This is a genomic window from Sorangium sp. So ce281, assembly GCF_051527395.1.
In the GTDB taxonomy this organism is placed as follows: Bacteria; Myxococcota_A; Polyangia; order Polyangiales; family Polyangiaceae; genus Sorangium; species Sorangium cellulosum_B.
Genome location: NZ_CP150322.1, coordinates 11,479,905 through 11,504,501 on the forward strand (window position 1 = coordinate 11,479,905; position 24,597 = coordinate 11,504,501).

Genomic DNA, 24,597 nt, shown 5'->3' on the forward strand with positions numbered 1-24,597 from the left:
CCTCCTCGCGACGGCCCCCGACCGTCTCGGCGAGAGAAGCCCCTCGCGGCGAGCCCCGCTTCGCGGACGCGAAGCCGGGCGATGAGGAGGCAAGTTCCACGTTCAGGCGCGCGAAGATAGCCGAACACTCCTCTTAGGACAAACCATGCGCCCGGAGCTTGGGCGCCGTGGTGATCTCGTCGACTTGGCGGGCGATACGCCCGCGCTGGCACATTGAAAAGCCTGCGCGGCGCCCCGCTCCACAGGGCGCCGCGCAGGCGCGTGAACGAGCGCGGCCGTCGCCGTCGCACCGCGCCGCCGCCCGTACCGCTGCTATGGTCGGCGGATGCAACGCTTCTCGAGCTGGATGCGCACCCTGGGGCTCATCGCTGCGGCCTTCGCAGGAGGGGCGGCGACTTCCCACCTCGCGGGCGCGAGCACACAGGCGCAGAGCCCCTACGCTCCGCTCGAGCAGCTCGCGCGCGTGCTCGTGCTCGTGGAGAACAACTACGTCGAGCCGGCGCAGCGCAGCAAGATCCTCGACGGCGCCATCAAGGGGATGGTCGCGGAGCTCGACCCGCACTCGGCGTACATGAACTCCTCGGAGTTCGCCCAGTTCCAGGAAGAGACGGGGGGGACGTTCGGCGGCGTCGGCATCGAGGTCGACGCCAAGGACGACAACATCACCGTCATCGCGCCGATCGAGGGCTCGCCGGCGGCGCGGGCGGGCATCCGCTCCGGCGATCAGATCCTCGCGATCGACGGCCGCCCCGTGCGCGGCGAGCGCCTCGACAAGCTCGTGAAGATCATGCGCGGGGCGCCCGGCTCGCGGGTGAAGCTCACGATCCGGCGGCAGGGCGCGCCTGAGCCCCTCTCGTTCGACCTCACGCGGGAGCAGATCCACGTCACGAGCATCGCGGCGAAGCGCCTCGACCGGGACATCGCGTACGTTCGCGTGAAGCAGTTCCAGGAGGGCACCCACGAAGAGATGCTCCGCGCCGCGGCGAAGCTGCGCGCCGCATCGAAGGCGCCGCTGGCCGGCGTCATCCTGGACCTGCGCAACAACCCCGGAGGCCTCGTCAACGAGGCGGAGGCCGTGGCCGACGAGCTCCTCTCTTCGGGGACGATCTACTCGACGCGCCAGCGCAACCAGGTCGTCGACGAGGCGAAGGCGCACGACGGCGGCGCGTTCGCCGCGCTGCCCATCGTCGCGCTCGTGAACGAGTACTCGGCGAGCGCCGCCGAGCTCGTCGCGGGCGCCCTGCAGGACAGCGGGCGCGCCGTGCTCGTCGGCGCGAGGACCTTCGGCAAGGGGTCGGTGCAGACCATCTACGAGCTGCCCGGCGGCGCCGGGGTCAGGCTCACGACGATGCGCTACTACACGCCGAACGGGCGCTCGATCCAGGCCCAGGGCATCCGGCCGGACGTCGTCATCGAGAGCGCGGCGCAGCAGGCCCCGGCCGCCATCCTCCGCGAGCAGGACCTCGAGGGACACCTCCCCGCCGAAGGGGCGATCGGCGACCGTTCGCCGAGGGCCGTGCTCGTGGAGAAGCGCGCCGAGACGGCCGCGGCGGCCGGCCCCGAGGGCGACATGCCCTCCGATCCCACCCGCGGGAGCGACTTCGCGCTCTCCGTCGGGTACCAGCAGCTCCTCCGCGCCATCCCGGCGATCCGCCAGCGCTGAGGATCGCGCGTCGAGCGCCCTGCGCCGGGCGCCGCGCGACGCGCGTCAGGCCTCGGCGCCGGCGCGGAGCCCGGTCGTCACCGCGTCGAGCACGGTGCGCGCCCTCCCCGCGATGGTCGCCCCGGCCGCGAGGATCCCGGGGGCGGCGCGGACGCCCTCGCACCGCACCCCCACCGCCTCCAGCGCGCCCAGGCGCTCGCCGCGAGGCCACGCGACGACGTCGAGCTCCGGGCCCTGCATGGAGCTCACCACGCCGAGCGCGCCGCGATCGTCGCCCATCGTGACGGGCGCGGCGATCGAGAGCGCGAACGGCGCGGCGCCGCGCGCCGGGAAATCGGCGCCGGCGCCGCTCTCGGGCGGCGTGTACGCGATCCCGCCGCCGGCGAGGCCGCCGATCGCCAGGATCACCCCGTCCGCCGCGAGCGGCACGTCCTCCCCCTCGACGTGGATCGTCACGCCTTCGTCCGGCGCCCCCGGCTCTCGGTGCCCGCCGCCCACCGCGCGCGCGCGGCCGTGGCGCTGGGTCGCCCCGATCGCGGCGAGCAGCGCGTCGCGCGCCGCCTCGAAGCGCAGCCCCGCCGGAGAGCCGGCGCCCATCAGCGCCTCGCCCACCGGGACGCCGAGGCGGGCCGCGAGCGCCTCGGCCCGCGGAGCGCGCGCGCCGAGCCACGGGCCGAGCAGGATCGCCCCCGCGCCGCCCGCGCCCTCGAGCGCCTGGCGGAGCCGATCGACGAGCCAGGAGAGCCGCGCCGGGTCGTCGTGCCGGGCCGCGAGATCGCCGTCGGCGATGTGCCGCTCGTCGTCGAAGCGCAGGACCGGCGCGTCGACCGGCAGGAAGCGGAGCCCCCGCGCGCGGGCGAACGGCTCGTCCGTGAGCGCCTCCGCGAGCGCGTCCGCGTCCCACGCGGCGCGCGCCGCGCGCGGGACGAGGACGCGCGTGCGGCGGAGCGGGCCGAGGTCGAGCAGCGCGCGATCCCTGCCGCGGGCGGGGCGGATCCGCCCCGCGACGGTCGCGAGGCGCACGCCCGCCGCCTGCGGCAGCTCCCACAGGCCGAGCTCCGCGGCGAACTGCCTCACCGCCGGCGCGAGATCGCTCGCGGGCAGGTCGCCGCCGAGCAGCCGCGACGCCCGCTCGACCTGCTCCCACGGCACGTCGTCCACCGCGCCGCCCGCGAGCGCCGTCTCGCCGACGCCCGCGGAGATCACCGCGACCCGGGCCCCGCGCCGCCGCGCGCTCCACGCGGCGGCGAGCCCGGCGACGCCGGCGCCGATCACGAGGATCGATCGCGCCACGCCCTCTCCTCCGGCTCCCGCGCTGCGCGCTGCGCGCGACGATCGGCGTCCTCGCACGCCGCCGCCGCCTCGTCGTCCGCGGGCGCGCCGAGCTCCGACCGGACGCTGGCGATCGCGAGGGCCTCCTGCCGCGCCTGCTCCGGGCCGAGCGCGACCGCGCGGGTCACCGCCTGCCGCGAGAGGAACGCCGCCGCCTGCCGCATCCCGTCGCGCGGCGGGAGCGAGAGCTCCTGCGCCACGATCTGCCCGCACCGCGCCGCGCAGCGCATGCCCCCGCACGCGCCCAGGCCGAGGCGCGTTCGGCGCGCGACGTCGGCGACGCTCCGGGCGAGCTCGTGCCGGAGGACATAACGCACCTCGGCCTCGATCACGGGCTCGCAGGGGCACACCGTCGCGGCCTCGCGCGGCCGCTGCCGCACGCGCTCCTCGATCCGGAGCGCGCGCGAGCCGTGCCGGTACACGAGCCGCCGGGCGGCCACCGCGTCGATCTCCATCCGCCGCGAGAGCGCGAGCGCGTCCACCGCGCGATCGCCGCCGGGCAGCGCGGTCGTGTGCGTCACGCAGCGGGCGCCGAGGTCGAAGCGCCGCGAGAGCACGTCGGTCATCTCCTCGGCGAAGAGCCGGAAGCTGGCCAGCTTGCCGCCGATCATCGAGTAGAGGCCCGGCGCGCCGTGCGCCGCGTGATCGACGATCTGGTGCTCGCGCGAGAGCGCGTCCTCGGTGGGCCCGAACGCGTAGAGCGTGGGCCGCACGCCCGCGAACGTGCCGATCGCGCGCGCCTCGCGGACCTGCGGGAACACGCGGGCGATGCCCTGGACCAGGTACCTGACCTCCTCGCTCGTCGCGCGGACCTGATCGAGATCGCCGTAGAAATCGTCGTCGGTCGTGCCGATGACGCTCATGTTCTCCCACGGCTCGAGGAAGATCTGACGGCCGTCGATCGTCCTCGCCATGATCGCGTAATTGGTGAGGCGCCGGTCGAACACGACGTGCACGCCCTTGCCGGGCCGCACCCGCGAGCTCGCGGCGGGGAGGCCGGCGAGGGACGCCGTGATCGGCGACCACGCGCCCGTCGCGTTCACGACCGTGCTCGTGCGGAGCCGCCCGCCTCCCCCCGTCGTGCGGTCCCGGTAACGGACGGCGACGACCTCGCCGGTGTCCTCCCGGCGCTCGATCCGCTCGACCGTGTGCCCCACGTAGACCTTGGCCCCGCGCTCGATCGCGTCGACCGCGTTGGCGACGCAGAGCCGCGCGCCGTCGATCCCCCACTCGTCGAAGCTGAAGCCGCCCACCAGGTCGCCGTGCAGCCCCGGCTCGAGCCGGCGGAGCTCGTCGGGGGTGAGGCGCGCGTGCGGCTTGCCGCGCTTGAGCGGCTGGTAGTTGTCGTACGCCTCGAAGAAGGCGTCCGCGAGCGGGTAGAGGAGGCGCCCGTGCCGCGCGTCCTCGAACGGGACGAGGAAGGGGATCCGGAAGAGCAGGTGCGGCGCGATCGCCTGGATGTGGCCCGAGTCGCGGCACGATTTCTCGGTCACCTGCGGATCGCTGGTCAGGTACCTGAGCCCGCCGTGGATCATGCCGCTCGAGTTGCCGCTCGCGCCGAACGCGAGATCGTTGCGCTCGAAGAGGGCGACCCTCAGGCCCCGCTGCGAAGCGTCCCGCGCGACCCCCACGCCGTTCACGCCGCCGCCGATGACCACGACGTCCACGTCGGTGTCCGCGCGGCGAGCCGGTCTTGCGGCGCTCGAGAGGAGGATCGTCACCTGCGGCGTATAGCATGCCAGAATTTTTCCACGAGCGGGCGCGGCCTCGCGCGTGGCGCTGCGAATGGTGCGCGAATGCTGGAGGAGCCGGCCGTCAGCCGCGGACCCGGATGGCCCAGGTCAGCTTCGCGAGGCTGCGCAGCACGTTCGGGACGCGGCGGGTGAGGTTGATCGAGGGGCGCCGCTTCTCCAGCACGCGGACGGGGATCTCCTCGATCCGCAGGCCAGCGCGGTAGGCGCGGATGACGAGCTCGCTGGCGAAGACGTCCCTGTCCACGACGCAGTCGCGCGCGACCCCGAGGAGCGGCTCGCGCAGGAACGCCTTGAGCCCGTGCGTGTCCGTCCCACGGAAGCCGAGCGTGGCGCGGAGGAGCCCGTTGTACACCTGGCTCGCCGCGTGCCGCGCCCACGGGCGATCGTCGCGCGCCCCCTGGATGAGCTTGGACCCGATCACCATGTCGACGCCGCCTGCCCGCAGCATCGCGATGGCGCGGCGGTGGAAATCCACGTCGCAGAGGTCGATCTCGTCGCAGAGCACGAAGCGCCCGCGCGCCCGCTCGATGCCCGCGCGGAGCGCGGCCCCGTAGTTCGGCTCGCCGATCGAGAAGTGCCTCACCTCCGGGTACTTGCGCGCGAGCTCGCCGGCGATGCCGAGGGTCCCGTCGCACGAGCCGTTCTCGGCGAGCACGAGCTCCCAGCGCCAGCCGAACGACGAGAGCCGCTCGCGCAGATCCACGACGGCGGCGTGGAGGATCGCCTCCTCGTTGTAAACGGGGATGACGATGGAGATCTCCGGCGATCCGCCCGCATCCTCGCGATCGGGCTCGGCCGTGCTCACGGCGCGCCTCCGACGAGCGCCTGCGCGCGGTGCGCCGCGTCGCGCCCGAAGTGGAGCGCGTCCTCCATCGAGGAGTAGTTCCAGCCGCCGTAGCGCCCGCACGAGAGGATGCGCTGGCCCTCGAGGAACGGCCGCACCGCCTCCAGCGAGCCGAAGTAGCTGTGATCGAACACGACGTACGCGTGATCGATGCGGCGCAGGCGGGCGAAGCGGATGGCGCTCGGGGCGGGGATGAGGCCCATCTCGACGAGGCCCTCGGCGACGCGGGGGAGCAGCGCCGCAAGATCGGGCTCGGCGCGATCGGCGAGCTCGACGTAGAGGCCGGCCTTGCCCGGCGGGGCCATGGCGGCGGAGAAGTGGGAGTAGCAGCCCACGCGGTAGAACGGGTACTTCGCCTCCGGGACGTACACCCAGTGCAGCGGCTGCCCGCACGGGGTGTCCAGCGCCACGTCGAGGTAGTAGAGGTGCGTGCAGCGCAGCCGGGAAGCCGCCTCGCCGACGGCGCGAGGCGCGTCCGAGAGGAGCCTGACGAGCGCGGGCAGCGGCGCGGACGAGACGAGCACGTCGTACCGGACGATCTCGTCGTCGAACACGAGCTCGCGCGCGCGCCAGTCGATCGACCTGGGAGAGCGGCTGAGCTCGATCGCCGGCGTTCCCGCGTCCCGCGGCCGCTGCTCGGCGAGCGCCCGCGCGAGCCCGTGCGTCAGCTGCCCGATGCCGAGCCGCGGGTAGAGGAACCTCGCGTTGTAGCCGAGCTCCCGGTCGTTCAGCCCGACCGCTCCGGCGAGCACGTCCTCCAGCTTCGGTATCGGGACGAAGCGGGAGCACCAGTCGGCGGTGATCTCGCTCGGGTGCACGCCCCAGAGGCGGCTGTTGTAGGGGATCATGAAGTGGCGGCTGATCCCCTCGCCGAAGTGCGCCAGACAGAACTCCTCGAAGTTGCTCGGCGGAGGTCTGTCCTTGGCGAAGCGCGCCTCGATGAAGCCGCGGAGGCAGTCGTAGGCCACCGCGGGCGGCAGGCCGAAGGTGTTCGCCTGGAACGGATAGCGGGTGTACGTGCCGTTCGACCAGATCATCGAACGTCGCTCGATCTCGAGCGGGTCGGGGCCCAGCCAGCCCAGCGCGAGCTCCCGGGTCGCGGGGTCGCGCAGGTGGAGGAGGTGCCCTGTCCGATCGAAGCGGAAGCCGGCGTCCTCGAGCGTGATCGCGTGGCCGCCCGGGCGCGGCAGGCGCTCGAACACCCGGTGGGGCACGCCGGCCCGTCCGAGGTGGTACGCCGCTGCCATGCCCGTCAGGCCGGCGCCGAGGATCGCGACGGGAACGCTGGAGATCGTGGGTCGGGTCATCGCTCGCGGCCCGGCCGCGGCCGCGAAGACACCATCTCCCTGGTGCGTCGTCAAGGCACGCTGCCGTCCAGGCGCTCCTCGGCGCATGCTGGATTTCCCGCCTTCGACGTAAGGTGCGCGGAGCTCCGCGCGCGCCGCGCAAAGACCGCCGTTGGCGCCTCCGCCCAGAGCGACTAGGTGTGGAGAGGTCCCAGCGCGCGCCGCGCGCCCCGGGGCGTCCGAGGTGCAGATGCCGATCCCCCGCCGGAAGTCCGTTCAAGTCACCGGGAGGGCCCTCTACCTGACCGAGGACCCGGCGCTCCTGAAGCAGCAGCTGGCGGGCGGCGAGCTTCGCTTCGATCCCGAGCAGCACGCGCTGATCGACAACATCTCGACCGACGAGCTCACGCCGGGCTGGGTCTGTTACTACTACGACGAGACGCTCGCCCGTTACTGCCTGGTCGGGCTGCGCGGCGGGCACGTCGAGCGTGACGCCATCAAGAACGGCGGCTTCGGCGTCATCGTCAGCGGGCGCTCGAAGGGGTGCGGCAGCTCGCGCGAGACGGCGCCGTACTCGGAGCGCGAGGCGGGGATCCAGATCGTCGTCGCGCGAAGCATCGAGAAGATCTACGGCCAGAACTGCCAGAACATCGGGCTGCTCACGACGACCGATTTCTCGCTCCTCGACCGGATCGCGCGGGGCGACGAGATCCCGATCGGCGAGTTCACCCGCGGGCTCGACCCGATCAGCGCCGATGTCGTCGAGTACGGTGGCCTCTTCGCCTACAACAAGGCGCGGATGGCAGGCGAGGTCTCGCCGCCCACCCTGGCCACGCCGCCGCGGCCGATGACGCTGTGCGAGAAGATCATCGCCGCGCACGCGATCGTGGACGCCCGGGCAGGGAAGATCGGCGTCCCCGCGGTGAAGCCTGGAGACGCGCTCTTCGCCCGCATCGACGTGCGCTTCTCGCACGAGTACGTCACGCCGATGGCCGAGTCGCTCTTCCGGGCGGGCGTCGGGTCGGACGCGGTCGTGACCGAGCCGGAGAGCGTCTTCGCCTTCCGGGATCACCTGACGTTCCTCGATCGCGTGATGCCGGAGGCGCACCTCAGGCTCGGCCTGCGCGAGCAGGCGGCCTCGCTCGCGACGGTGCAGCAGGCCTTCACCGAGCGGCACGGGATCAAGCTGTACGGCGAGGTCGAGCGCGACGGCAGGACCGTGGGCTCGGAGGCCATCTGCCACAACAAGGTGATCGAGGAGCTCGCGCTGCCAGGGCAGATCGTGGCCGGGACCGACTCGCACACCTGCATGGCGGGGGCGCTCGGGTGCTTCGCGTTCGGCGTCGGCTCGACGGACATGGCGAACGCGTGGCTCACGCGCGACGTCCGCGTCGCGGTGCCGCAGTCGGTGCGCTTCAACCTGACCGGGCGGCTCGGGCCGGGGGTCACGGCGAAGGACGTGATGCTGTTCCTGCTCTCGCAGCCGTTCTGGAAGACGGGCCAGGGCATCGGCAAGGTGCTCGAGTTCGCGGGCGATGGCGTCCGCGCGATGGGGCTCGACGAGCGGGCGACGCTCACCAACATGGCGGTCGAGGCGGGCGGCTTCACGGGGATCATCGAGGCCGACGAGGAGATCGTGCGCTACCTCGTCGAGCAGCGCGGGCTCGCCGCGGAGGACGTGCGCGCGCGCATCGTGCGCGCGGATCCCGGCGCCGAGTACATGGCGACGTTCGACGTCGATCTCGCGTCGGTCGAGCCGATGGTCGCGACGCCGGGCGATCCGCGGAACGGCGTGCCGCTGCGGTCGCTCGATGAGGCCGCCGGCGGTCCGGTGAAGATCGACATCGCGTACGGAGGCTCGTGCACGGGCGGCAAGAAGGCCGACATGGACATGTACGCGTCCGTGCTGCGCCAGGCGGTCGAGCGGGGCAAGCGCGTCGCTGACGGCGTGCACCTCTACATCCAGTTCGGCTCGCAGGACATCCGCCGCTACGCCGAGGCCAAGGGCTACCTCGAGATCTTCGAGAAAGCCGGCGCCGAGCTCGTCGACCCCTCCTGCGGCGCGTGCATCAAGGCCGGTCCCGGTGTATCCGACCGCAAGGAACAGGTCACGGTCTCGGCCATCAACCGGAACTTCCCGGGGCGAAGCGGGCCCGGCCAGGTCTACCTGGCCAGTCCCCTCATCGTCGCGGCGAGCGCGATTGCGGGGAAGATCGCATTCCCGGAATCATGACGCAGAGCGCCTATCGCGGCAATGCACACATAGTGGCCGCAATCGGCATGATGGAAAAACGAATGCTTTCCACGGAAGTGCACCGTACGCTAAGGTGCTCTTCTGTGGCGGATCGGGAGGAGCCCCAAGAGCGTATGACCGACAAGGACACGCTGGCGAAAAACAACGAAGCCTCGAAGACGGACAAGCGGAAGCAGAGCCTCTACTTTCCGGAGTCGATGCTGCAGGAAATCAAGGAGGAAGCGGCGCGGCTCGATCGCTCGCTTTCTTGGGTTGTGCAGCGCGCGTGGAAGCTGGCGCGGATAGACATCAAAAAGCTTCCGAGTGTCAATGACGTGGCTGACGACGAGGACAGCGGCGACTAACATCGCCGCGAGCCTCGCGTAAGCCGCGTCGCTCGGGGATCGATGGGTCGAGAGCTTTTCGCCGCCGGGAAGGACGGTACGCGGATTTACGTCCGCTACCGGGAAGGTCCCGGCGGCAGCGGAAGCTTGGCCAGCGGGGTAGGGGCGGGCTCGGGACGCCTCACCGCGGTGCTCTGTGACGGCATCGCGTGCGACGGCTTCATCTGGAAGTACCTGTGGGACGACCTGGCCCGTACGGTCAACGTCGCCCACTGGAACTACCGCGGCCATGGTCGTAGCAGCTTGCCTGGTGATCCGCAGGCGGTCGAGCTGCGCGATCACGCCAGCGATCTGGCTGCGGTGCGCGCGTCGATCGGCGACGGCCCCGTGGTGCTCTTCGGGCACTCGATGGGCTGCCAGGTCATCCTGGAGCACCTGCGGACCCACCGCGAGGGGGTGCGCGGGCTCGTGCTGATCTGCGGCTCGTCCGGCAGGATCACGCACCATTTCAAGGGCACGGACGTGCTCGCGCAGCTCCTGCCGCGGCTGATCGAGCAGGTCGACGCGTACCCGCACATCGCGCGCGCGCTCTGGAGCCGCGTGCCCGCGCCGATGGCGCTGCGGATCGCGCTGCTCACGCGGGAGGTCGACGCGAGCGCGGTCACCCCGGCGGATCTGCTGCCGTACATGCGGCACATGGTCGACATCGATTTCTCGATGTTCCTCCACATGCTGCGCAGCGCCGGCGAGCACTCGACGCTCGATCTGCTCCCGCAGATCGACGTGCCGGCGCTCGTGATCGCGGGCGATCGCGACACGTTCACCCCGCCTCGGCTCGCGGAGGAGATGGCGGCGGCGCTGCCGCGCGGAGAGCTGATGATGGTGAGCGGCGGCACGCACATCGTCCCGCTGGAGCGCAAGAAGATGGTCATCGAGCGCGTGGAGCAGTTCCTCCTGGAGCGCGTCATCGGCGGCGCGTCGCTCGGGGCGAGCGCGCGGGCGTCAGGCTCGCAGGCTGCGACGGATGACGGGCGCTCGCGGCCGCTGGCCGAGGAGGCGTCGTCGCAGCGTCTCGCCGAGGGCGGGCCCTCGCCGGACCATCCGCGCGGGCTCGCGAAGGACGGATGAGCCGGTGCGCGCGCGACCTGCGCGCCCCCGGATCGGCGCGCGGACCGCTGCGGCGCCTCGGCGGCGCGGGGGCGCCGCGCATGCTCGTCGCGGCGGCGCTGCTCGCGGTCTCGTGCGCGCGACCGTCGTCCGAGCGCAGCGACGGGTCCGTCGGCGCGATCGCTGCGCTCGTCGACGAGGAGAGCGCGCATGCGATCGGCGCGCCCACGGCGCGCTCGCCGGCCGATGCGCGCTCGCCGGCCGAGCAGCGCTCGCCTCTCGCGTCGAGCGCCTGGGCCGCGGGGGACGCGCGCGTCGCGCGCGCCCTCCAGCGCTCGCCCCTGCGCGCGTTGCGGCTCACGGGCAAGGTGGCGGACGGCCGGTTCGAGGCGACGCTCTTGCTGGGCGCACCCGCGGAGGGAGCGGCGCCGCGCGAGGTGAAGGTGAAGCTCGCGCCGGCGCAGAAGAAGGCCCCGCTCGCGTTCCGGCGCCCGCTCGCGTTCTACCGCATGGCGAGGGCGCTCGGCGCGCATGTCGTGCCCGCGGCGGCGGCGCGGCGCTTCGGCATCGGCGAGCTCGCGGCGCTCATCGGCCGGGAGCCGAACGCGCGCAAGCTGCTGCGTCGCCTCGCCGTCATGAACGACGGGACGGTCGACGCGCTGGTCCTCGCGCCCGCTCCCGGTCCGCCCGGCCCGCGCTGGCTCTCGCCTCGCCGGCGGTCCGTACGCTTCGACGACGCGCCCGAGCTCGACGTGTGGGCGCGCTGGGCGCGCTCGCCGTCGCCTGTGCGCGGCGAGCGCGCGCCCATCCTCCGCGGCTACCTGGAGGTGCTGGTGCTCGATTACCTGGCGGGCAACGGGCTCCGGAAGGAGATCGTCATCGACGTGCATGCGGGAGCGCTCAGCCTGGAGGCCAACGCGAGCGCCTTCCCGCTGCACGTGAAGGCGCACGAGCTCGATCGGCAGCTCGGGCGCCTCGTGGAGGCGGCGCGGTTCCCCCGGGCCCTTCGCGATGCGCTCGCGCGCTTCGGCCCCGAGGAGGCCACCGCGGCGCTGCGCCCCGGCGGCATCGAGGAGGAGCTGGTGCCGCCGCGCGCGCTCGTCGAGCTCGAGGAGCGGAGGCAAGCGCTGCTCAGCCTGATCGCGGCGAAGGTCGCCGACCGGGGAGAGGACGCCGTCCTCAGCCTCTAGCGCCCCTCGCCTCCGTCGCTTGCCCCTGCGAAGGGGCTTCCGGCGCGCCGCATCTTGATCTCCGGCGGCGGCAGGGCGATCACGTCATCCGTGATCGACGTGGCGACCCTGCAGGGCTGGACGGAGGAGATCGGCTACAGCGCCGAGCTGACGAAGCCGTCGACCCTGCGCATCCGTCCGCGCGAGGAAGGGATCGTCGAGCTCCCACCGTTCTACGTCCAGTGCACCGAGAACTGGGTCGTGCTCTCGATGTTCGGCGTGTTCGATCTGCTCAACGCGGAACGCGACGCCCAGGACGGCGCTGCGATGCCGACCCTGGCCGAGGACACCGGCCAGGTGCTCGGCCTGCTCCGCCATCTGCTCGAGGCCAACCGCGACATGCGCGTCGCCAAGTTCGCCCTCGATGATCGGAACGAGATCCTGCTGTGCGCCGAGCTGCCCACCGAGTCGCTCGACCGCTCGGAGTTCGTCGACGCGGTCGAGCGGATCATCGAATACGGCACGACCTACCAGCACACCCTGCTCGGCGCCGACACATGAGGCGCCGGGGCGCGTCGGTGTCCGGTCCGCGCCGCGGCGGGGTCACTTCTGCGTGATCACCACGCGGTTGTCGTCGCGGTAGGTGATGTTGCCGGACTCGCCGCGGCAGTCCCAGCAGGTCGCCCACGCGAGCCGTCGCCGCACGTAGCCGTTGAACCCGAGCGCGAGCGGCCCCGGGTCGTCCTTGAGCAGCAGCGACGACGCGATGCGGTAGCGGTCTCCAGGGAGCTTCAGGAACGCGACGATGAACGCGTCGTCGTCGGCCTTTCCCGTCACGACGAGCACCTCCTCGCCCGGGACCGGGTTCCAGAGCAGCGGGGCCGTCGTGAGCGTGGTGTTCGGGGGCGGGCCCGCCTCGGGCTGCCTCGCCGGAGCGCCGCTCGGCGCGAGCCGCGTCCGGCCCCGGTTGAGCACGGCGTTCGTGTCGTCGGGCTCCTTGAAGAACGAGATCCGCCCGCCGAGGTCGCGCAGCTGCGGCACCGACGCGAGCAGCTCTGCGACCTGCTGCGGCCCGATCTCCGCGCGCCGGAACGTCTGCTGCCACTGCGGCGACGGGATCGACGCCGCGTTCGGCGCGCCGTGGCAGCACCGGAAGCCGATGTCGTCGCCCGTCACCGCCGGATCGACCGCCGCGCGGCGCGCGCACCGGTGATCCACGGCGCTCGCGCTCGCCGTGGCCCCGCGCACGGCGGCGGCCTTGGGCTGGAGGTTCTCGATCGGCGCGATGTCGCTCGCGGTCCACTCGCGCAGCGCGGCGCCCATCCCGACGACGCCGAACCCGGATGCGCACGACGCGGGCGCCTTGGCGCACGCCGGATCCCACGCCGCGCCGCCCGCGTAGGGCGTCCCCTCGGGGCCCTTGCACGCGCGCTCCCACTCCAGCTCGGTGCACAGCCTCCCGCCGGCCTGCTGGCAGAGCTCCGAGGCGCGCGCCCGCGTCACCCCGGTGAGCGGAGCCTGCGCAGGATCGTTCGGGTACAGGGAGCGATCGACGGTGAAGCCGCCCAGCTCGACGTCGAGCAACGCCGGCTCGAGCGTCGGATCGCGCCCCTTGTCGCCGGGCGTGCTGCCCGCGACGAGCTTTCCTGCAGGGATCTCGATCCGCGCGGGCCCGGCCGCCGCGGCGCCGGCCCGCGGCGTCGCGCTCGCAGCGGGCGACTCGTTCTCGGCCGCCTCGAGCACCTTCCCCTGCGGCGCGGGCGCCTGCGGGGCGCCGCCGTCCGCGCGCTTCTCCTCGGGCTCTCGCTGCTCGGCGCGGCTGCAGCCGGCCCCTCCGGCGATGCCGGCGGCGAGCAGGATCAGGGCAACGGCAGGCGTCCTCGTCGGCACGGTTCCTCGAAAGCGCCACGCCTTATGTCGCAGGACCCCTCGCCCGTCAAAGTGCCCGCGCTATGCTGGCCGGGATGGGGCAGGGCGTGAGCGGCGCACCGGATCCGATGGCCTCGCAGATGGCGCAGCTCCTCGCTGGCAGCGATCTCGACGAGCTGCGCGAGATCGTGGGGCGGTGGGTCGCCGAGGCGCCGACCGAGGGGGTGCGCCGTCACTACCAGGAGCTCGGCGGCCGCCTCGTCGACCTCAAGGCGGCGCTCGCCGAGAACCCCGTGCAACCCACGATCGCGGAGCTCGAGCAGGCGCTCACGATGATGCTCCGGCTCGCCGCGTCGAGCCCGAGGACGTGAGCCCCAGGTGATGCTCGCCGATTTTTCGCCGTGGTTCCTGCGCGCCTTCGGGCTCTGCTTCGGCCTGCTGTGGGGGAGCTTCCTCAACGTCGTCATCCACCGCGTCCCGCGCGAGCTCAGCGTCGTCCGTCCGGGCTCGTGCTGCCCGGCGTGCGGCGCGCCGATCCGCGCCTACGACAACATCCCCGTCCTCAGCTACCTGCTGCTGCGCGGCCGCGCTCGCTGCTGCGGGGCGCCCGTGTCGCCGCGGTATCCCCTGGTGGAGGCGGCGGGCGGCGTGCTCTCGCTCGCGATCATCGAGGTCATCATCCTGCGGCTCCCCGGGACGACGCCGGCCCTCCACGCGCTCGCCACGTACACCGCCGACCTGGCGCTCGCGCTCGGGCTGCTCGCGGCGACGTTCATCGATCTCGAGCACATGTTCATCCCCGACTCGATCACCCTCGGCGGCGCGGTGCTCGGCGTCGCGACCTCGTCGCTGCGGTCGATGGGCTTCGTCGACGCCCTCGTCGGCGCGGCGGTCGGCTTCGGCATCGTCTGGCTGCCGTTCGTCGTGATCTACCCGCGGATCCGCGGCGGCCGCGTCGGCATGGGCCTCGGCGACGCCAAGCTCCTCATGCTGGCGGGCGCGTGGTTCGGCTGGGGGGGCGCCCTGTTCGTGCTCGGCGCCGGCGCCATCCAGGGCTCGATCATGGCGATCGCCACGCTGCTCCTGCGCGGGAGCATCGAGGAGCCCGAGGCGGTTCGCCTCGAGCGGGAGCAGATCCGCGCCGAGCTCGCGGCCATGTCCCCCGAGGAGCGGGCCGCCGCCGAGGAAGAGCTGGCGCAGGACCCGCTCGCGGAGGAGCCTCGCGAAGGGTTCGGCCAGGCCCGCATCGCGTTCGGCCCGTTCCTCGCGCTCGCGACGCTGGAGTGCCTGCTCGTCGGCCGCGACGTCCTGGACGCGTACCTCTCCTGGATCGACGCAGGATGAACGCCGCCCTGCGCCGCGCGCTCGGGATCCCGCTCGCGTCGCTCCTCGTGCTCGCGGGCTGCGGCAGCTCGCTCCCGCTGCCTCCGACCGGCCCTCACCTGCCGAGCGAGACGACGGTGGTCGTGCCGTACCCTCCGCCGTCTGCGCGGGTCGAGATCATCTCGCCGTCCGAGCGGCCGGGCGATGTGTGGATCGACGGCGAGTGGCAGTGGCGGAGCCGCCGCTGGGCGTGGCAGCAGGGACGATGGGAGCCCGTCCCGCCGGGTGCGTACTTCGCGCCTGCCACCACCGTGCGCCGCGCAGACGGATCCCTGGTGTGGTTCGCCGGCGTGTGGCACCTCCCCGGCAAGAAGTGATCGACACCGCGGCCGAGCGATGGGAATTCAGCTCGTGCCGAGGTGCCCGCCGCCCGATCGGCATCGGCGAGCCAGCTCGGCGTGCCATCCCCTGCACGGATCGATGAGCCTTGCCCCATGATGCTTGCCTGGTCGTTCGCAGCGCGCACACCCGACGAAATCGCCCGACTCCTCCGCGCCCTCGGCAAGCACCGGTACGTGCGCGAGGTCGATCATCGGCTCCACTGGTCCGTCGATCACGCCCTGGCCGAGCTGCCGGAGTTCGCGCCGCACGCGTCGGCGTTCCAGGCGCGCCTCAAGAAGGAGCGCGCGCTCGATCTCGGCTCGCGCGACCCTTCGCTGTGGCGCGAGGCGAAGACCGAGGACGTGATCGCGGCCCTCACGGCGTTCTGGACCCCGGATGACGCGGCGCTGCGCTACCGGAGCCGCCTGATCGAGGCGCTCGCGCGGATGGGCCTCCCCGGGGCCGCGCACGCCCCCTTCGCGTCGGCCCCGAACGAGCCCCCGCACCCGGAGCTCGTGCTGCTCGACTGGGAGCTCTACCCCGTCGACGAGCTCGACGCCGACCGGCACGCCGGCGCGCTGGCCGCCATGGAAGAGGCCGAGGAGGCCGTCAACGCGTCGGCGCCGATCTACAACGAAGGGCCCGTCATGGCGGCGCCGGAGCTCTGCGAGGGAGCGCCCAGCGGGGTGCTCGCGGACGACTTTCTCGTGTGGTCGGACGGGCCTTACAGCTACTCCGACTACGTGTTCCGCGGCGTCGCCAAGGCGGCGAAGCTCGTCGAGCCGCCGATCGGTTACCAGGATCTGTAACGGCCGCCCGCGGGCCCCGCGCGTCAGTAGGGATCGGGCTTCGGCGGCGGGACGGTGGGATCCGCCTCGACGGGGGGCTTGACGATCTTCGGGGTCGCCGTGGCCACGGGGGCCGGCCCTCTCTGCGCGTGGGAGAGCGTCACCTCCAGCTCGATGTCCCGATCGAACACGAGCATCCGTCGTTGCGTGGCGTGGCCTGGCGCGGAGACCTCGATCCGGTGCGCCGCGCCGTCCTTGATGAGCTTGCCGTCGAACGGGTTCGACGGGAGCTCCACCCCGTCGACGAAGATCTTCGCGCTGGCGGGGCTCGCCTTGATCGATGCGCGGAGGAGCGACGCGTCGGTCTGCTCGCGTGGAGCGCTGCTCGCGGCGGATGGCGGCGAGGGCTCGGCGCGGGGCGGCGAGGGCTCCGGCGCGGGCAGCGCGCTCTGGGCCGGCGGAGGGGTCACGCGGAGGCTCTGCTGGACCGGATCGCGCAGCTTCAGGTACAGCGTCGCGGCGCCGACCAGCGCGATGACCGCCGCGAACGCGACGAGCGGCAACCGGGAGCGCCGCGGCGCCGGCGCGGGCTGAACGGCCGTGGCCGGCTCGGTCCGCACGACGGCGTGGAGCGTCGCTTGCGGAGGGCTCGAGCGGTGGAGGGCACGCGTGGGCGCCGACGGCGAAGAGCCCGTGGTCGCGCCCTCCTCCTGCGCGGGAGGATCCGAGTCGAGCGGCTCGCGCCCCGGCAGCGACGGCAGCCTCGGCGCGCGGCCGGCGAGCCCCGCGCTCCCCGCCTCCGCGCCGTGCTCCTGCAGCTGCTTGAGCTGGCGATCGATGATCGCCCGGATCTCGGATCGCTCGCCGGCGAACAGCTCGCGCATGAGCGCGCCGAGCTGCTCGGCCGTCACCTGCTCTTCCAGGCGTTCGGTGTAGCGAGCGAGCTCCGCGCGGAAGGCGGCGGCCGTCGAATAGCGCTGGTCGGGCGAGTGCGCGAGCGCCTTGGCGCAGATGCGCGCGAGCTCGACGGGCACCTCGGGGCGCGCGGATCGCAGGTCCGGGATGTCCCGCATCAGGCGCGAGATGATCTGCGGATCGGACAGCCCACGCCAGAGGCGGCGGCCGGCGAGCATCTCCCAGAGGATGACGCCGGCCGAGAAGACGTCCGCGCGCCGATCGATCTGGGAAGAGTGCGAGAACGCCTGCTCCGGCGCCATGTACGCGACCTTGCCCTTCATCGTGCCGGTCTGCGTCTCGACGAGGCGGTGCGCGGCGAGCGCGATCCCGAAATCGACGATCTTCACCTGCCCGTCGTAGGTGACGAAGATGTTGTGGGGGCTGACGTCGCGGTGAACGACGTTGAGCGGCGCCCCGTCGTAGTCGACGAGCTCGTGGGCGTAGTGGAGGCCGGCCAGCACCTCGCTGAGGATCCAGAACTGGATGGCGAACGGGATCGCCCGCGCTTGCTCTCGCGCGCGGGAGATCACCCGGCTCAGCGGCTGCCCGTCGAGGTACTCCATGGCGATGAAGTACTCGCCGTCCGCGAGGCCGACCTCGTTGGTCTGCACCACGTTGCGGTGGTTCAGGCGGGCGGCGAGGCGGGCCTCGTCGAGCAGCATGTCCCGGAACTCGGGCTCGTCGGCGATGTTGGGCCGGAGGCGCTTGATGACCTGCAGCTTGCTGAAGCCCGCCGGCCCCACCGCGACCGCCAGGTGCACGTCCGCCATGCCCCCGTGCCCGAGCGTCGCGATGAACCGGTATTTTCCGAAGCTCCGCGCGTGCCGATCCGAGGGCGACGGCGGCGCATCCCGGCCGACCGTGGTCGGCGTGTCGCGATCCGCGCGCCGCACCTGGACGGTGGGCGGGGGCTCGGGCGCGGGGACGAGCCCCTGTCTGGAGACCAGGGTCCCGCCGTCGATCGCTGCCCGCAGGCGCTCCGGCGGGCCCGAGGCGGCGAGCTCGTTGCTGCGGGCGGAGTCCGCCGCCCAGTCAGCCTCCTCGGTCGTCCCTTTGCGCTCGCCCACCGCCGAATGGTCCTGATCCAAAGACGTGCCGTCAAGCTGACGACAGCGCGGACCAGCAACGCCGCGGCGTCTGCTGCTACTGTGCGGGACGCCACTCCCCCAGGCGGTCCCGGACGCCGGGCGGGTGCAGTAAAATTCGCCTGTGATTGCGCATCTTTGCCCGTGAACGAGGTAGCCCGATGCCCTGTGACTCGATCCCGCGGCGCCTGCTAGGCCAGGCGAAGGCGCGTCCCGAGGCTCCTGCCCACTACGTCAAGGAGGGGGGCTTCTGGCGGATGACCAGCTTCCGGGAGTACGCGGGCGAGGTGCGGCGCGCCGGCAAGGCGCTGCTCGCGCTCGGCCTCGAGCCCGGCGCCACGGTCAGCCTCCTCGGCTTCAACCGGCCCGAGTGGGTGGTGCTCCACGTGGCCTGCATGGCGATCGGGGGCGCTCCCGCGGGCATCTACACGACGTGCTCGCCCGAGGAGGTGCGCCACGTCGTGCGCCATGCGGGGTCGCAGGTGGTGCTGGTCGAGGACAGGGCCCAGCTGGAGAAGGTGCTGAGCCAGTGGGATCGGCTGCCGCGGCTCTCGTGGGTGGTGCTGATGCGGGGCGCGGAGTTCGCGGGCGATCCGCGCGATCCGCGGATCCTGGCCTGGGATGAGCTCCTCGCGCGGGGCGACCGCATCTCGGACGAGCTGCTCGAGCAGCGGCTCGACGCGCTCGAGCCGAACGGCCTCGCGACGCTGCTCTACACCTCCGGGACGGTGGGGCCGCCGAAGGGGGTCATGCTGAGCCATGAGAACCTCACGCGCTCGGCGGACATGGCGGCGCGCCTGATCCCGTGCTCGTCGCGGGACATCGCGCTCTCCTACCTGCCTCTCTCGCACGTCGCCGAGCAGATGTTCACGATCCACATCCCGGCCTCGGTCGGCGCGGCCGTGTACTTCGCCGAGTCGATGGCGGCGCTCGCCGACAACCTCAAGGAGGTGCGGCCTACCGCCTTCTTCGGGGTCCCGCGCGTCTGGGAGAAGCTGAGGGCCGGGATCGACGCGAAGCTCTCCGGCGCGACGGGGGTGCAGAAAATCGTGCTCGATCAGGCGAGGCGCGTCGGGCTCCAGCACAGCGAGCTCCGCGCCCGAGGCGAGCCGCCGGGGCCGCTGCTCGCGCTTCAGCACCGCGCCTTCGACAGGCTGGTCTACGCGAAGGTGAAGGCGGCCGTGGGGCTCGGCCGGGCGCACGCGTTCAGCAGCGGCGCGGCCCCCATCGCGAAGGAGGTCCTCGAGTTCTTCGCGTCGCTCGACATCCTGATCACCGAGGTCTACGGCCAGTCCGAGGTGACCGGCGCGACGAGCTACAACGTGCCGGGCCGGACGAAGCTCGGCTCCGTGGGGCCGTCGGTGCCAGGCATGGACGTGAAGATCGCGGACGACGGCGAGATCCTCGTGAAGGGGCCGACCGTGTTCCTCGGCTACTACAAGGAGCCGGAGGCGACCGCGCAGGCCCTGGTCGGCGGCTGGCTCCACTCGGGGGATCTCGGCCGATTCGACGAGGAAGGGTTCCTCCACATCACCGGGCGGAAGAAGGAGATCCTCATCACGGCCGGCGGAAAGAACATCTCGCCCAAGAACATCGAGGAGGCGCTCAAGCGCCACGACCTCATCGCCGAGGCGGTGGTCGTCGGCGATGGGCGCAAGTTCCTCACGGCCCTGCTCGTGCTGGCCCCCGACGCGGTGGAGCGCCTCTCGGCCGAGCGCGGGCTCGGCCGCGATCTCTCGCACGCGTCGCCCGAGATCAGGGAGGCCGTGCAGCGGGCCGTCGACGCGGTGAACGGCGAGCTCGCGCAGGTCGAGACGATCAAGAAGTTCTCGATCCTGCCGCGCGGCTTCACCATTGAGGACGGTGAGCTGACGCCGACGCTCAAGATCAAGCGGCGCAATGTGAGCCAGAATTTTGCGCGCGAGATCGAGGCGATGTACGCCGAGTAATCCATGAGCAACGAGCCTGCCACAGCCGTCTCCTTCGACTTCGGCCAGACCCTGGTGGAGCTCGACACCGGGCTGCTCTCCGCCCGCCTCGCCGAGCGGGGCATCGCCGCGCCTCGGGAGCGGCTGGACGGGGCGGTGGACGAGAGCTGGCGCGCGTACAACGAGGCGATCCAGCGCGGGCTCGGCGGCCACCCGTGGAAGATCATGATGCGCCGCCTGCTCGAGGTGGGCGGCGTCGAGGCCAGCGCGCTCGACGCGGCGGTCGACTGGCTCTGGACGGAGCAGCCCCGGAAGAACCTCTGGCGCAGGCCGATCGCGGGGATGATCGACGTCGTGATCGAGCTCCGGCAGGCCGGCGTGCCGGTCGCGGTGCTGTCGAACTCGGAGGGCCGGCTCGAGGAGCTGATCGAAGAGCTCGGCTGGGCGGCGCACTTCGTGGCGGTCGCGGACTCGGGGCGGCTCGGGTTCGAGAAGCCGGGCAGGGAGATCTTCGCGTGGACGGCCGAGCGCCTCGGTACGCCGCTCGCCGCGGTGGTCCACGTCGGCGATTCCTTCGCCGCCGACGTCGTCGGCGCCCTCGCGGCGGGGATGCGGGCCGTCTGGTTCAAGGGGGACCCGGCGCGGGCCGCGGAGGTGTCCCAGGCCGAGCGGGTGGCGGTGTGCGACGGCGCGGAGACGCTGCGCCGCGCGCTCCGGGTGTTCGGCGTCCGCTTCTAGCGCGTGCGCTGCGCCGCGCGCCGTCGTGCGGCCAGCGAAGCGATCTCCGTGAGCCCGTCACCTGGCGAGCGCGGCCCGTCGGCGCGGCGCTCGCGCGCGAGGTCGCGAGGTCCACACGCGCGCCGCGCGCTCGCCCTTCCGTCCGTGAGCACGAACGTCCCGGAAGGCGCTCCGCCCGCGCTCGTCGCGCGCGCTTCTCTCCTGGCTCTCCTCGCCTCGCTGCCCCGCGCCGGTGGGTCGATCTCCGGATCGTGCAGCCGATGCACGTCGCGCGGTGGTTCGGGCATTGCTGGAGACCGGTTCACGATGATCGCCAACGATGCAGACGTCGAACAAGAGTCCGGACGCCGGGAGCGGAGAGCGAACGTTCCCGCCGCCGTCCCTCGCCTCTTCGGCGAGGTCCGCCGCGCGGACGAGCGGCTCGTCTCGCTGGTGCAAGAGCGCCCTGTGGCCACGCTCCTCGCGGTGGCCGCTGTGGGTTACCTGATCGGGCGGGTCGTTACACGGCTGAGTTGAGGAGGTCATCATGACGGTACGCGAGGTCGAGGCCGAACGGGATCGCGACGCGCGGGAGGTGGTGAACGACGCGCTCAGCCGGCTCGACGCGGCGGAGGTCACGCGGGCGGTCTCGGCGTTCGCGCGGGACAACCCGCACGTGGCGATCGCGGCGGCGGCTGGGCTGGGGTTCCTGCTCGGCGGGGGCCTGACGCCGCGCGTGCTCAGCAGGCTCGGGTCGCTCGCGACGCGCAGCTACGTCAAGAGCGCGCTGGCCCAGGCGGTCGAGCTCGTCCTCGATGAGCAGACGCGGTCCCAGAGCCACCTCGGCTCGTCGCCCTGATCCAGCGGGCACCTGCTGCGCGTTCCCTTGGCTGAAGGTGGGGTCGTTTGAACCGCCAAGGACGCCAAGATCTTTGAGGTTTCTTGGCGCCCTTGGCGGTTTCATCACGGGCGCGTCCCGGCCGCGTCCGCACGTGGATCGCGGCTCGCTCGTTGCTCATTCGCGAGATCGCTGGGCCACGCCACGCCGGGCGCACGTCCTCCTTCAGGTCCTGCGGCTGCAGGTCTTGCGGATGCGGCGACCGCCGCTCTCGCTCAGCACCTCTTCGACGCTGCGGGAAACGTCGGGCAAGCACCGCACGGAGAGCAACGCGCCGCCGCCGGCGACGCCGTCGTCGAGCCGGCGCGCCTCGTACTCGGGCAGGCGCGCGCCGAGGACGGCGCCGAGCAGGGTGCCGGCCGCGCCAGCGGCGCCCGCTCCCGCGAGGCACGCGACGATGGGCCCCGCCAGGAACGCGTCGAGCCGCGGAATGATCAGCGCGCCTCCCGCCGTGATCGCCGCGAGCGTACCCCCGACGAGCCCTCCGATCACAGCGCCCAGGGCGGCCCCTTCGGACGCCTTGCTGTGGATCGTGAGCTCGAGCTCGTCCAGGCGGGAGTGCTGCTTGGGCACCATGCTGATGTCCTCGGCCGCGACGCCCAGGGCGAGGAGGCGGCCAAGTGCGCCCGCGGCTTCCGTGCGACCTGGGAAGAATGCAGTGAGCGTCCGGTAATACATCATTCGACGAGTGCCCCTGTGCCGCGGTTCGCGAGGTGTCTCGTTCAATCCATCTGCTCTCGGAAAAGCATCGCTTGTGCCGCTCCGGCTGCGCAGATGTCGCTCGGCTGCTGGAGCACATCCCGGGAAATGATGGAAGGCGCCGCTCCGCGCGTACGCGGTGCGGCGCCTTCGCGCCCCCCTGGAGCTCGCTCAGCGGGCGCCGAGCTCGTTGGAGTACGAGCCGGTGCTCTCCTCGAGCTTCTCCTGGATCTGGCTCTGGGTCCGCTGCGCAGCGCCCAGGGCGCGCTCCTTGGCCTTCTCCGCGCGCTCGCGCAGCCGGCTCGTGCTGTCGCGCAGCCGGCGGCGAGCTTCGTCGCCTGACGTCGGCGCGACCAGGACGCCAACCCCGACGCCCATGGCGATGCCGAGGCCGAGCCCGGCCGACAGGGGAACGATCCAATCGAGTGAGCTCCTTCTCCTGTAGGGGAACATGTCGGCCATGTAATTGACGAGATCGTTTGCCTTCATTGTGGCTCCGTCGGTTCGTGTCGCGTGGGGGCGCGTGGCGCGTATCCCTCAGCGTGGATTCACGTGGCTGGAACAGTGACCGGCGGGACGTGAGGCAGCGCGCATGCCAAGGGCATATTGCGCACGGAGGGGGCAGGGCAGGGGGCTGCCCTGCCCCGAGGGGCGATCGCGGCGGAGGAGCGCCGCGGCGTTACCGGCAGAAGCCGTCGATGCAGATCTTGCCTTCGCTGCAGGGCGTCTCGGGATCGCAGTCGCCGCCGAGGTTCTCGCTCGACCCGCAGACCTGGTGCTCGCCGGAGAACGTCGCAACCGTCCTGCACTCGCTCAGCGAGGGCGACTGGTTGTCGCAGGCGTTCGGGTTCGGCTGGTCGCACGAGATGTAGCAGCTGTGGTGCAGACAGATCGACCCAGGCGCGCAGACGTCCTGCGCTCCATCCTCGCCGCACACGAAGTTGCTCGACTGATTCGGGATGCAGCCGTTCTCGACCCAGACGTCGCCCTCGGGGCAGGCGGCGCCGTCGCTCCTCGGAACACAGGCGCCGTCGACGCAGACGGCGGAGGGGCCGCCGCAGTCGTCGGTGATGACGCAGGGCTGCGCAGGGCGGGAGCAGATGCCGAGGGTCGTGTCGCAACGGTAACTGCCGGGGCAGTCCGCGTCCTCGCGGCAGGCGGGCGTGCATTTGCCCTCGACGCACTTGTCGTTGACCGGACACTGCGTCTGATCGAAGCACTGGTCCTGAGGCGCGGTGCAGATGCCGCTGACGCAGAGGTAGCCGGCGCCGAGGCGGGCGCAGTCGACGTCGGCGCCGCACGCGGCCGGGGTCGCCGGCACGCAGGTCGCATCGGCCCCGTCGCCCTCGCAGACATAGCCGTGGATGCACCCGAGCGGCTCGCCGCTCGGAAGGACCTGATCGCAGCCGCCGGGCTGGCACGTGCCATCCGGCGCGCAGGTCTCGCCATCGGCGCAGTCGTCCGGGTTGCCGCAGTACACGACGCCGCCGGGGGCTCCGCCGCTGCCCCCCTCCCCGGAGGAGCCGCTCGCGACGCAGGCGGCGGTGTGGTCGTCGGCGATGACGCACTCGAAGCCCCGGCTACACCCCCAGGTCGTGCAGTCGCCGACGTGGCATTCGTTGTCCTTGCCGCAGGTCTCGTTGATCCCGCAGTCGGCTGGCTCGTTACAGCCGGTCGGGATGCCGGGCCCGCAGTCCTCTGCATCACAGAAGTGGCTGTCGGCGTCGTCGTCGTAGATGGGGCAACCCGCGAGGAGGGGCGCCAGCACGCTCGCGAGACCCAGCAGAGTAAGTCGCTTCATTCACCGTCTCCCGAAAGCATTCGGCCGCCCGGCGTCGAGGAGCCGCGCCCTCGCGCGTGACGGTCGCGACCGGACGATCGTAGCAAGCGACATGCCCCACACAAGCCTGGCAAGTCGCGGCGTATTTGGGCCGATCGCGCGCTCGCCGTGAAGCCGCGTTCACGTCGGCATGTGGCCCGCGCGAGGCGAGGCGAGGCGCGTCCCGGCCCCGATGTGCCGTGCCTCGCGGAGGGGTCACGCGGCGGCGGCCGCGACATCGGGGGGGCAGGGGGGGCCGCAGGGGAGGGGGGACCGCAGGGGAGGGGGGACCGCAGGGGAGGGGGGACCGCAAGGGAGGGGGGACCGCAAGGGACCGTGAACCCTGAACCCCGGAGGAAAGCGGCGGACGGCGCGGCGCGGCGCGAGCCTTTGGGGCGTAC

At 72.5% G+C, this 24,597-nt stretch carries 23 protein-coding genes; 14 read left to right on the plus strand and 9 right to left on the minus strand.

What is annotated here, in order from left to right; genetic code table 11:
• Positions 1 to 325 precede the first annotated feature (325 nt).
• Complete coding sequence (locus tag WMF27_RS44025) at positions 326 to 1,663, plus strand: S41 family peptidase (RefSeq protein WP_437943574.1); 1,338 nt, start codon at positions 326 to 328, stop codon at positions 1,661 to 1,663.
• A 45-nt stretch (positions 1,664 to 1,708) separates the two neighbouring features.
• On the opposite strand, the gene WMF27_RS44030 is transcribed toward WMF27_RS44025, so the two are convergent.
• The 4 genes from WMF27_RS44030 to WMF27_RS44045 form a co-directional block, all read right to left on the minus strand.
• Complete coding sequence (locus tag WMF27_RS44030) at positions 1,709 to 2,956, minus strand: FAD-binding protein (RefSeq protein WP_437762890.1); 1,248 nt, start codon at positions 2,954 to 2,956, stop codon at positions 1,709 to 1,711.
• A complete protein-coding gene (locus WMF27_RS44035) occupies positions 2,935 to 4,716 on the minus strand; it encodes a glycerol-3-phosphate dehydrogenase/oxidase (RefSeq protein ID WP_437943575.1) in 1,782 nt (593 codons plus the stop codon). The genes WMF27_RS44030 and WMF27_RS44035 overlap by 22 nt, the downstream gene beginning before the upstream one ends.
• A 94-nt stretch (positions 4,717 to 4,810) precedes the next feature.
• On the minus strand, positions 4,811 to 5,554 hold the full coding sequence (locus tag WMF27_RS44040; RefSeq protein WP_437762888.1) for a glycosyltransferase: 744 nt from the start codon (positions 5,552 to 5,554) through the stop codon (positions 4,811 to 4,813).
• Complete coding sequence (locus tag WMF27_RS44045) at positions 5,551 to 6,900, minus strand: protoporphyrinogen/coproporphyrinogen oxidase (protein WP_437943576.1); 1,350 nt, start codon at positions 6,898 to 6,900, stop codon at positions 5,551 to 5,553. Before WMF27_RS44045 ends, WMF27_RS44040 begins: the two co-directional genes overlap by 4 nt.
• A gap of 229 nt (positions 6,901 to 7,129) precedes the next feature.
• Between WMF27_RS44045 and WMF27_RS44050 the strand changes: the two genes are divergently transcribed.
• The 5 genes from WMF27_RS44050 to WMF27_RS44070 all read left to right on the plus strand — a co-directional run bounded on the left by WMF27_RS44050 (position 7,130) and on the right by WMF27_RS44070 (position 12,293).
• Positions 7,130 to 9,112: an aconitase family protein gene (locus tag WMF27_RS44050; protein WP_437762886.1), complete on the plus strand. Its 1,983-nt coding sequence runs from the start codon at positions 7,130 to 7,132 to the stop codon at positions 9,110 to 9,112.
• Positions 9,113 to 9,246: 134 nt separating this feature from the next.
• Positions 9,247 to 9,477 carry a TIGR04563 family protein gene (locus WMF27_RS44055; RefSeq protein ID WP_012241296.1) on the plus strand — a complete coding sequence of 77 codons (231 nt, stop codon included), beginning with the start codon at positions 9,247 to 9,249 and terminating at the stop codon, positions 9,475 to 9,477.
• A 42-nt stretch (positions 9,478 to 9,519) separates the two neighbouring features.
• Positions 9,520 to 10,584: an alpha/beta fold hydrolase gene (locus WMF27_RS44060; protein ID WP_437762885.1), complete on the plus strand. Its 1,065-nt coding sequence runs from the start codon at positions 9,520 to 9,522 to the stop codon at positions 10,582 to 10,584.
• Positions 10,581 to 11,753 (plus strand): hypothetical protein, encoded by a 1,173-nt coding sequence (locus tag WMF27_RS44065; protein ID WP_437762884.1) that lies wholly within the window; start codon positions 10,581 to 10,583, stop codon positions 11,751 to 11,753. Before WMF27_RS44060 ends, WMF27_RS44065 begins: the two co-directional genes overlap by 4 nt.
• Positions 11,754 to 11,807: 54 nt before the next feature.
• Positions 11,808 to 12,293 carry a YbjN domain-containing protein gene (locus WMF27_RS44070; protein WP_437762883.1) on the plus strand — a complete coding sequence of 162 codons (486 nt, stop codon included), beginning with the start codon at positions 11,808 to 11,810 and terminating at the stop codon, positions 12,291 to 12,293.
• A 42-nt stretch (positions 12,294 to 12,335) separates the two neighbouring features.
• Here the strand turns inward: WMF27_RS44070 and WMF27_RS44075 are convergent, their stop codons facing one another.
• Positions 12,336 to 13,622: a formylglycine-generating enzyme family protein gene (locus WMF27_RS44075; RefSeq protein ID WP_437762882.1), complete on the minus strand. Its 1,287-nt coding sequence runs from the start codon at positions 13,620 to 13,622 to the stop codon at positions 12,336 to 12,338.
• Between the two features lie 74 nt (positions 13,623 to 13,696).
• On the opposite strand from WMF27_RS44075, the gene WMF27_RS44080 reads away from it, so the two are divergent.
• The 4 genes from WMF27_RS44080 to WMF27_RS44095 all read left to right on the plus strand — a co-directional run bounded on the left by WMF27_RS44080 (position 13,697) and on the right by WMF27_RS44095 (position 16,114).
• Complete coding sequence (locus WMF27_RS44080) at positions 13,697 to 13,972, plus strand: hypothetical protein (RefSeq protein ID WP_437762881.1); 276 nt, start codon at positions 13,697 to 13,699, stop codon at positions 13,970 to 13,972.
• Between the two features lie 10 nt (positions 13,973 to 13,982).
• Positions 13,983 to 14,945, plus strand: a complete 963-nt coding sequence (locus WMF27_RS44085; protein ID WP_437769932.1) for a prepilin peptidase — start codon at positions 13,983 to 13,985, stop codon at positions 14,943 to 14,945.
• Positions 14,942 to 15,301: a YXWGXW repeat-containing protein gene (locus tag WMF27_RS44090; RefSeq protein ID WP_437762880.1), complete on the plus strand. Its 360-nt coding sequence runs from the start codon at positions 14,942 to 14,944 to the stop codon at positions 15,299 to 15,301. The genes WMF27_RS44085 and WMF27_RS44090 overlap by 4 nt, the downstream gene beginning before the upstream one ends.
• A gap of 117 nt (positions 15,302 to 15,418) precedes the next feature.
• On the plus strand, positions 15,419 to 16,114 hold the full coding sequence (locus WMF27_RS44095; protein ID WP_437762879.1) for a hypothetical protein: 696 nt from the start codon (positions 15,419 to 15,421) through the stop codon (positions 16,112 to 16,114).
• Between the two features lie 23 nt (positions 16,115 to 16,137).
• On the opposite strand, the gene WMF27_RS44100 is transcribed toward WMF27_RS44095, so the two are convergent.
• Entirely contained in the window at positions 16,138 to 18,117 is a 1,980-nt protein-coding gene (locus WMF27_RS44100; protein WP_437762878.1) for a serine/threonine protein kinase, read from the minus strand.
• Between the two features lie 179 nt (positions 18,118 to 18,296).
• On the opposite strand from WMF27_RS44100, the gene WMF27_RS44105 reads away from it, so the two are divergent.
• From WMF27_RS44105 to WMF27_RS44120, 4 genes are all read left to right on the plus strand, one after another.
• Positions 18,297 to 20,084: an AMP-dependent synthetase/ligase gene (locus tag WMF27_RS44105; protein ID WP_437762877.1), complete on the plus strand. Its 1,788-nt coding sequence runs from the start codon at positions 18,297 to 18,299 to the stop codon at positions 20,082 to 20,084.
• 3 nt (positions 20,085 to 20,087) lie between these two features.
• Entirely contained in the window at positions 20,088 to 20,801 is a 714-nt protein-coding gene (locus WMF27_RS44110; RefSeq protein ID WP_437762876.1) for an HAD family hydrolase, read from the plus strand.
• 306 nt (positions 20,802 to 21,107) lie between these two features.
• Positions 21,108 to 21,317, plus strand: coding sequence for a hypothetical protein (locus WMF27_RS44115; protein WP_437762875.1), 210 nt, complete (start codon positions 21,108 to 21,110; stop codon positions 21,315 to 21,317).
• A 10-nt stretch (positions 21,318 to 21,327) separates the two neighbouring features.
• Complete coding sequence (locus WMF27_RS44120; RefSeq protein WP_437762874.1) at positions 21,328 to 21,639, plus strand: hypothetical protein; 312 nt, start codon at positions 21,328 to 21,330, stop codon at positions 21,637 to 21,639.
• Positions 21,640 to 21,843: 204 nt separating this feature from the next.
• On the opposite strand, the gene WMF27_RS44125 is transcribed toward WMF27_RS44120, so the two are convergent.
• The 3 genes from WMF27_RS44125 to WMF27_RS44135 form a co-directional block, all read right to left on the minus strand.
• A complete protein-coding gene (locus tag WMF27_RS44125) occupies positions 21,844 to 22,359 on the minus strand; it encodes a hypothetical protein (protein ID WP_437762873.1) in 516 nt (171 codons plus the stop codon).
• Positions 22,360 to 22,548: 189 nt separating this feature from the next.
• A complete protein-coding gene (locus tag WMF27_RS44130; RefSeq protein ID WP_437762872.1) occupies positions 22,549 to 22,866 on the minus strand; it encodes a YtxH domain-containing protein in 318 nt (105 codons plus the stop codon).
• A gap of 190 nt (positions 22,867 to 23,056) precedes the next feature.
• Entirely contained in the window at positions 23,057 to 24,178 is a 1,122-nt protein-coding gene (locus WMF27_RS44135) for a hypothetical protein (RefSeq protein ID WP_437762871.1), read from the minus strand.
• Positions 24,179 to 24,597 lie beyond the last annotated feature (419 nt).

Bases quoted from the DNA above. Each gene is read 5' to 3' on its own strand.
- WMF27_RS44025 (WP_437943574.1), top strand. From the start codon at position 326: ATGCAACGCTTCTCGAGCTGGATGCGCACCCTGGGGCTCATCGCTGCG.
- WMF27_RS44045 (WP_437943576.1), bottom strand. From the start codon at position 6,900: ATGACCCGACCCACGATCTCCAGCGTTCCCGTCGCGATCCTCGGCGCC.
- WMF27_RS44050 (WP_437762886.1), top strand. From the start codon at position 7,130: ATGCCGATCCCCCGCCGGAAGTCCGTTCAAGTCACCGGGAGGGCCCTC.
- WMF27_RS44055 (WP_012241296.1), top strand. From the start codon at position 9,247: ATGACCGACAAGGACACGCTGGCGAAAAACAACGAAGCCTCGAAGACG.
- WMF27_RS44060 (WP_437762885.1), top strand. From the start codon at position 9,520: ATGGGTCGAGAGCTTTTCGCCGCCGGGAAGGACGGTACGCGGATTTAC.
- WMF27_RS44065 (WP_437762884.1), top strand. From the start codon at position 10,581: ATGAGCCGGTGCGCGCGCGACCTGCGCGCCCCCGGATCGGCGCGCGGA.
- WMF27_RS44080 (WP_437762881.1), top strand. From the start codon at position 13,697: ATGGGGCAGGGCGTGAGCGGCGCACCGGATCCGATGGCCTCGCAGATG.
- WMF27_RS44085 (WP_437769932.1), top strand. From the start codon at position 13,983: ATGCTCGCCGATTTTTCGCCGTGGTTCCTGCGCGCCTTCGGGCTCTGC.
- WMF27_RS44090 (WP_437762880.1), top strand. From the start codon at position 14,942: ATGAACGCCGCCCTGCGCCGCGCGCTCGGGATCCCGCTCGCGTCGCTC.
- WMF27_RS44095 (WP_437762879.1), top strand. From the start codon at position 15,419: ATGATGCTTGCCTGGTCGTTCGCAGCGCGCACACCCGACGAAATCGCC.
- WMF27_RS44105 (WP_437762877.1), top strand. From the start codon at position 18,297: ATGCCCTGTGACTCGATCCCGCGGCGCCTGCTAGGCCAGGCGAAGGCG.
- WMF27_RS44110 (WP_437762876.1), top strand. From the start codon at position 20,088: ATGAGCAACGAGCCTGCCACAGCCGTCTCCTTCGACTTCGGCCAGACC.
- WMF27_RS44115 (WP_437762875.1), top strand. From the start codon at position 21,108: ATGATCGCCAACGATGCAGACGTCGAACAAGAGTCCGGACGCCGGGAG.
- WMF27_RS44120 (WP_437762874.1), top strand. From the start codon at position 21,328: ATGACGGTACGCGAGGTCGAGGCCGAACGGGATCGCGACGCGCGGGAG.
- WMF27_RS44125 (WP_437762873.1), bottom strand. From the start codon at position 22,359: ATGATGTATTACCGGACGCTCACTGCATTCTTCCCAGGTCGCACGGAA.
- WMF27_RS44130 (WP_437762872.1), bottom strand. From the start codon at position 22,866: ATGAAGGCAAACGATCTCGTCAATTACATGGCCGACATGTTCCCCTAC.
- WMF27_RS44135 (WP_437762871.1), bottom strand. From the start codon at position 24,178: ATGAAGCGACTTACTCTGCTGGGTCTCGCGAGCGTGCTGGCGCCCCTC.